At 68.0% G+C, this 6,669-nt stretch carries 7 protein-coding genes; 1 reads left to right on the top strand and 6 read right to left on the bottom strand.

The genetic code is table 11. The annotated features are described in order from the left end of the window. From JNK30_RS22985 to JNK30_RS11745, 4 genes are all read right to left on the bottom strand, one after another. Window positions 1-217 (bottom strand): Arm DNA-binding domain-containing protein (locus JNK30_RS22985; protein WP_367118745.1); only part of this gene is annotated, 217 nt, incomplete at its 3' end. A gap of 1,711 nt (window positions 218-1,928) precedes the next feature. Beyond that, window positions 1,929-2,372: a hypothetical protein gene (locus JNK30_RS11755; protein WP_293482427.1), complete on the bottom strand. Its 444-nt coding sequence runs from the start codon at window positions 2,370-2,372 to the stop codon at window positions 1,929-1,931. A gap of 284 nt (window positions 2,373-2,656) precedes the next feature. Further along, window positions 2,657-3,178, bottom strand: coding sequence for a hypothetical protein (locus tag JNK30_RS11750; RefSeq protein ID WP_293482426.1), 522 nt, complete (start codon window positions 3,176-3,178; stop codon window positions 2,657-2,659). Next, window positions 3,168-3,710, bottom strand: a complete 543-nt coding sequence (locus JNK30_RS11745) for a hypothetical protein (protein WP_293482425.1) — start codon at window positions 3,708-3,710, stop codon at window positions 3,168-3,170. Before JNK30_RS11745 ends, JNK30_RS11750 begins: the two co-directional genes overlap by 11 nt. 28 nt (window positions 3,711-3,738) lie before the next feature. On the opposite strand from JNK30_RS11745, the gene JNK30_RS11740 reads away from it, so the two are divergent. Then, window positions 3,739-5,427 carry a glycosyltransferase family 4 protein gene (locus JNK30_RS11740; RefSeq protein ID WP_293482424.1) on the top strand — a complete coding sequence of 563 codons (1,689 nt, stop codon included), beginning with the start codon at window positions 3,739-3,741 and terminating at the stop codon, window positions 5,425-5,427. A gap of 4 nt (window positions 5,428-5,431) precedes the next feature. On the opposite strand, the gene JNK30_RS11735 is transcribed toward JNK30_RS11740, so the two are convergent. Both JNK30_RS11735 and JNK30_RS11730 read right to left on the bottom strand, forming a co-directional pair. Continuing rightward, on the bottom strand, window positions 5,432-5,845 hold the full coding sequence (locus JNK30_RS11735; protein WP_293482423.1) for a DUF3597 domain-containing protein: 414 nt from the start codon (window positions 5,843-5,845) through the stop codon (window positions 5,432-5,434). A 71-nt stretch (window positions 5,846-5,916) separates the two neighbouring features. Then, window positions 5,917-6,663 carry an ABC transporter ATP-binding protein gene (locus tag JNK30_RS11730; RefSeq protein ID WP_293482422.1) on the bottom strand — a complete coding sequence of 249 codons (747 nt, stop codon included), beginning with the start codon at window positions 6,661-6,663 and terminating at the stop codon, window positions 5,917-5,919. Between the last annotated feature and the right edge of the window lie 6 nt (window positions 6,664-6,669).

Below are 6,669 nucleotides of genomic sequence, written 5' to 3'. Positions count from 1 at the left end.
CGATGTGGATACGGCTCTGGGCGCCCGTGATGCGATCTCGATACCGATAGGTCCACGACTTGCGCCCGCTGGGCGACACCCGCAGGGCAAGGCCGCGGACATCGAAGTCGCGATACTCCGTCTGGACGGACACCGTTCCCTTCGCGGTCTCCCGAGTGCGCGGCCGCGCACTCCGGCAGAAGGCCGCGGTCAGGTTCTGGGAAGGCAGTTTTGGCACGTCCTTGGCTCCCGTCTCGATTTGTGACCTGGCGCCTCGCGGCACACTGTCAGGTCACAAAACCTCGAAAATCGACGTGGAACTGTGCAAATGGACGAAGCCTCCTGCAACTCACAAGAGTTTGTATTGTTTGGGAGATTCAGTGTTCACGGCGTTTCAGGCTGTACCGTTTGGGAGCTTCTACGAATCTGAGGGTCGGACGTTCGAATCGTTCTGGGCGCGCCATTTTTTCTGGATAATTCAGTTGATTGCCCGGCCGCTCGCTGCGCGCGAGCTTACAATGGCTGCCGCACCAGCGCAGCGCACGAGTGGTGAGCTCGCTGATATTCTTGAGCTTCCCAAGTGAGCGGCAATCTGAGGCTCAACCCGACGGCGCTGCTGGCATCGCGAGAGGTCGGGGTATTCTCATTTTGTTCTTGACAACAAAGCTCGACTATACGATGCTGATAACGCGTCGATCATTGCGCCGCGCCACCCGCTCCTGAGAGGACAAGGCGCCGCACCAAGAGCCACGCACTCCCGACCGTCAATGGCAGCGGCTGAGTCGCTGCGAGCCCGCGCATCCACGCGGGTACCTGCCCCTCAGGAGAGCAAGCATGGCCTTCAGCCAGATCGATCCCGCACGCCTGCGCGGCGATGCGCTCAGGCAGTGGTACTTGCGGTCGCCGGCCGATGTCGAGGAGGAGAAGCGCCAAGCTGCGAGTAGCGCCTACCACGCGTTCTTTTCGAACCCTGAAGATTCTCAGTCCGATCGCGGCCCGGAGGCCGCGCCGATACCCGCGCGGGTATCAAACGACGCCGGCACAAGCGACGCAGGCATAAGCGACGCCGACGTAATCTGGCGGCAGATTGACCCCAATCGCTATCGGAGCGAGCGCGCATCTGCGCAAATCTCGAGCGCCGACACCCGCGGCGTCCAACTCGCAGCGGCTAACTTCCCTGCGTGGGGCCGCTGGCCGATCAACGGCTGCTTCAATTGCCACGATACCAGAACAGGCGACTTGCTGCCCGGCAGCGGCCCAACTCCCCGCCCACCGACATTCAGCCCTAGATACGGCGGCAGCGGCGGGGGAGGATCGTCATCACGACGCGGCGAGTGGAGCGACAAGCCTCAATGCAATCAGCAATTCGAAGCAGACAGAAAGATTTGCCGGAAAGCTAAGAGTCCAATGTGTTGGACCAATCAAACGAGACGGCTTGGCCACTGCGATGCTACCGGAGAGGTCGGCACGCCAGCTTTGAAGTTTGGTCCGCCCGGGAGATAGGGCGGCGCGGCTAGGGTGCGCCATCGCTCGACGAGAATGAGAATTCGACAAGCCTCATTCTGTGACCGTCACCTTCGATGCCGGTGAAGTCGAAGCGGCGCCATTTCGTTCCCAGACAGAGAACGCTCGTGCTCCACGCGTCCCTTGGAATGTATATCGACGCCTCAAGGCCTCCGCCCGGCAACTCACCGGTTCGATCGTAGAAATCCCCAATGTATGGTGGTTCGCGCCTGCTGAAATGCCATTCCTCCAGCTGGCTCAGCCAGATGCGGAGGGGGCGGTCAGACATCGGCTGAGGCGCGATCAGCCGACCCTTTATCTCCACCATTCGCGTGTAGATGAGGCCGCCTTGGAAACGGTGGGCTTTCGGCAACCCGGGAGGGCATGGGAGGAGACTAAGTCCACCTTCGCAGCTCTCCAACTCGACCGCGAACTCCTGCCGTTTTTCACTCAGCATTGGCCCAGGCTTCGAGGTTTGAGTGAATGTGAACTCCGAAGAAATAATGCGAAATTGCGGCGCCATCGGCGCACTCATTGAGCGTGATAATCTGCAGGTTCTTCCACAAGGTGGCCAATGAGGCAGCCGTCGTGGGGATGGCGTCCTCCGGCAGCATTAAAGTTGCCTCGAGATCGCAATGACTGCCGGCCGTCGGAATCCTGAGATCGCCAATCTGCTGGAGACCGCCACGCCCAAACTTCACCTTCCGTCCGAAGGGCGAGAGCGTCACCTTGATCGCCTTACCCTGGAGTTCTCCCGGCGCGCGGACGCGTCCTCGGATGACGAAATCGCGGCCGTAGGCCAGTCCCTTGGACAGCCTTCCCCGCCGCTCAGCGCCGGCTTCGACCGCTATGCGCAGCTTCCAATCCCAGTCGAGGATGTCGATCAGCAACCGGCCTTCAAAGAACGCTGGATCAAGCGGGTCAGGCGTCGGCGCATACATCGGACGATCGTACTTGTTTTGTTCCGAATTGGCAACTGAGACACATTGGAGCTTGTTGGTTCTCCCTAGCCTTGCAGTTCCGGGCGCGCCATTTTTTCTCCAATCGTCCCCGGCGGTCGCGGCGCTCCTGGGCCGCGCCGTGCTCGGAGAGCGCGGAAGCTGGGCGTTCGGCTACGTCCGCTGGCCGAAAGTCGACCCGGCGACGTGATCCACGTGGCGGGGTCGGGACCCGCTTAGCGCGGATGCGGGCGCTGCAGGTTCGCATCCCGCAACCGTCCATGGCCCGGCTCGCCGCGACTTGGCTGCAAGGGCGGCGCCGCGGCAAAGCTGAACGCCGCAATCCGCGCGCCCTCCGTGTCCTCGTGGACGGTCGCCAGTTCGATGTACTTCCAGACGGACGCCAGGCACACGGCGGCGGCGTCGGCCGCAGACGGCGGCAACAGCAGGCTGAAGCTGATGTCCCAGTTCCGCGACGCCGGCTCGTAGTGGAGTTGCCCGACATCCAGCAGCGCGCCGGGGCCGATCTTCAGGTTCGGGGTCGGTGAAATCCAAATCCGGGCGCGTTCCCCTCGGCTGTGATCCAGCGCCCGGCCCCGGATGTCGAAGCTCGGCGAATAGCTGAGGCCCCCTTGGAAGCTGTACTTCCGGGGCGCGCGGCTCGGCCAGGGCCCCAGGTGCTGCCAACGCTCCCAGGCTTCGATCTCGATCACGAGGCGTCCAGGGTCCGGCCGGGCCTTGTCGGCTTCACTCGGCATCGGCCCAGGGTCGCACGTTCGGGTGGATATCCGCCGCGAAGCTGTAGCTCTCGACCCTGGCGCTCCGGGGACCCTCGTCGAACGTCCAGATGTCCAGGTGTCTCCAGGCGGAGGCCAGGGAGGTCGCGGCAACAGCCTCCTCGGGCAGCATCAGGGTCGCCTCGAAGTCGATCTCGCCGCCAGGTGCGAGCACGTCCAGGCGGCCCACCTGCTGCAGTCCTCCGCGGCCGAAGCGGACCCGGGGGCCGAACGGCGAGAGGGTGACGGTCATCGACTTGCCGCGCAGCGCCTTCGGCGCGCGGACGCGGGCGCGGATCGTGAAGTCGCGGCCGTAGTCCAGTCCCGGGAAGGGCGCCTTGGGTCGCGTCGCCTTCGGATCGACGGCGACGCGCAGGTTCCAATTCCAAGTCAGGATGTCGAGCAGGATCCGCCCGTCGAAAAAACGGGATCGAGCGCGGCGTTCGGAGGAGCCTCGGGCACCTCGGTGCTCGTACTCGTTTTGTTCCCATCTGGCAACCGCCCATTTCCCCACCCCGCGCGGCTCGCCTAGAAAGGCGGCGATGAGTTCCCAGCCCTCCGACCTGCGCGGCCGCCTGGCGATCCTGCACCCGCCGGGCCGTCTGGCGCTGGGGCCCAATCCGTTCGGCAAGGACGTGGCGAACGCCCAGCTCTGGCAGGCGCTGGCGCGGCACGGGGGCTATGCGCGGATCGACATGCTGGGGCTCGCGCCGTTCGATCCGGCGCCGCTGGGGGACGAGCTGTTCGGGGCGCACCCGCGCCGCACGCTGATCGCCGGCGGCCTCGTCGCGCATTCGCGGGCGCCGGCCGAGGCGGGGACGCTGCTGCGCGGCCAGCCCGACCTGTACGACCTGGCCTGGCATCGCCGCCGGCGGCACGGGAGCGACCGCGCCTACAGCCTCGTCGGCCTGATCCACACGCTCGCGCCGCCGGCCATGCGCCAGATCATCGCCAACACCCAGGTCGCGCCCATGCATCCCTGGGACGCGCTCATCTGCACCTCGCCCAGCGTGCGCGAGAACCTCGAGGCGATGTTCGAGGGATGGGGCGAACACCTGGCGCAGCGGACCGGCGGCCGGGCGCCGCCGCGGCCCGCGCTGCCCGTGATCCCGCTGGGCGTGGAAGCCGAGCGGTTCGCCGCCCTGGCCGACCGGCCCGAGGCCCGGGCCCGCCAACGGGCCGAGCTGGGCCTGGCCGACGATGACGTCCTGGTGCTCTGGGTGGGGCGGCTCTCGTACTACGAAAAGGCGTTCCCGCAGGCCATGTTCACGGCGGTGCAACGGGCCGCCCAGGTCGCCGCCGGCCGGGTCGTCTTCGCCCTGGCGGGCTGGTTTCCCGGTCCCGACGACCGCGGCTACTACGAGGCCGCCGCGCGCGCCCACGCGCCGGGCCTCGACGTCCGCTATCTCGACGGCAACGACGCCGTCCTGCTGGGCGACCTGTGGGCCGGCGCCGACATCTTCCTCTCGCTGGTCGACAACATCCAGGAGACCTTCGGCATCACGCCGCTGGAGGCCATGGCCGCGGGGCTGCCGGTGGTGGCCAGCGACTGGGACGGCTACCGCTCCACCGTCCGGGACGGCGTCGAGGGGTTCCTGATCCCAACGCTCGGGGGGCCGGCCGGCGGCGGCCTGGGCGCCGTGCTCGTCGAGCGCCACACCGTCGAGGGGGCGTCGTACCAGGCCTACGTCGGATCGGTGGCCCAGCACACGGCGGTCCACGTCGCCCGCGCGGCCGAGGCCCTGACGGCCCTGGTCCGCAGCCCGGACCTGAGGCGCCGCATGGGCGCCGCCGGCCGCGCGCGCATCCGCGAGGCCTTCGACTGGCCGGTGGTGGCGCGGCAGTACCACGACCTGACCGACGCGCTGGCCGCGGTCCGGGCCGGGGCGGCCGAGCCAGCGGCGCGCCCGCCGGCCGACCCGGTCAAGGGCGACCCCTTTGCGGGCTTTGCCGGTTTCCCGTCCCACCGCCTGACGCTGGACACGCGCCTGGCGCCCGCGCCCGGCGCCGACGCCGCGGGCATCCTGGGGGCCGCCGCCGTGGCCCTCGACGTGGCGTTCCCGAACTTCCGCGCCCCGCCGGAGCTCTGCGCGCGGGCCTTCGGGATCATCGCCGAGCGGTCGGGCGCCACCGTGCGCGAGGTGCTGAGCGAGTTCCCGGCGCCCGAACGCCGCGCCGTCGAACTGGGCCTGGCCTGGCTCGCCAAGCTGGGTTTCGTCGACTGGCTGTAGAGGCCTAGCGCAGCGAGTCGGGCACGAGGCCGCCGTTCTCGGCCAGCTTCCGCATGACCGCCTTGTGCAGCCAGATGTTCATCGAGGCGCTGTCGCCGGTATCGCCCGTGTAGCCCAGCTCGCTGGCGAGTTCCTTGCGGTTGGCCAGGCTGGAATCGATCGACAGCAGCTTCAGGAGATCGACGATCGAGTGGCGCCAGTCGAGCGACTGGCCTGCGTCCTGCGCCATGACGCCCAGCACTGCCTCCACATCCACCGCCGGGGCCGGGGCGGCGGCCTGGGCGGCGGGGGCTGTCTGGGCCGTGGGGCTGGCCGGGACGGTCGCCGGACGCGACTGAGCCGCGGGGGCCGCCGGCGGCGCGGCCTGCGCCTTCGGGTGGCGGAAGATCTTCGACATGATGGTCCCGAACACGCTCATCTGGGCTTACTCCTGACTGGAGCAGCCTCAACGCCGCGGCGGGGCGTTGGATGCGCTTGAGGGGCGGCCGATCAGGCCTTGAGGAGCTGGTCCACCTTGCGGATGTCCACCACCTCGGAGGCGACGCCGCCTTCCATCCGCATGACCTTGTTGCAGTAGAGCTTCAGCAGCGGCAGCTCGTGCGTCGCCAGGACGAGGATGCCGGCGCGTTCGACCAGGTTCAGCAAGCGCTTGTGGGCCATCTTCTGGAAGTCGGCGTCGCCCACGGCGATCCACTCGTCCATGAGCAGCACGTCGGCCTCGACCGCCGTCGCCGCGGCGAAGGCCAGCCGGCCCTGCATGCCCGCCGAATAGGTCTTCACGGGCATCGCCAGGAACGGCCCCAGGCCGGTGAACTCGGCGATCTCGTCCATGCGCGCCTCGATCTCGCGCGAGGACAGCCCGGCGATGCGGCCGCGCAGGCGGATGTTGTCGTAGCCGGTGGCCGTGGGGTCGATGCCGAGCGAAAGGTCGAGCAGGGCGGCGATGCGGCCGTGCACGTCGATCGTGCCCTCGTCGGGCTCGTAGGCCCCCGACAGCGCCCGCAGCAGGGTGGTCTTGCCCGAGCCGTTGTGGCCGATCAGCCCCAGCCGGTCGCCGGCCTTCAGCTCCAGGTTCACGCCGGCCAGCGCGGTGACGTCCGTGACGCCGGCGTGGCGGCCAAGAGCGCCGCCCACGCTGACGGCCCGCGCCAGCGCCTTCTTCAGCGACTTGGCGTCGGCCCCGTAGACCGGGAATCGGATCGTCAGGTCGGTGCAGCGGATGGAGGCCGTGGTCATGGGGCT

It is taken from the genome of Phenylobacterium sp. (assembly GCF_016793225.1).
Classification (GTDB): Bacteria; Pseudomonadota; Alphaproteobacteria; order Caulobacterales; family Caulobacteraceae; genus Phenylobacterium.
Note: the sequence above shows the minus strand (reverse complement) of the source record. Positions and strands in the feature narration are given on the sequence as shown.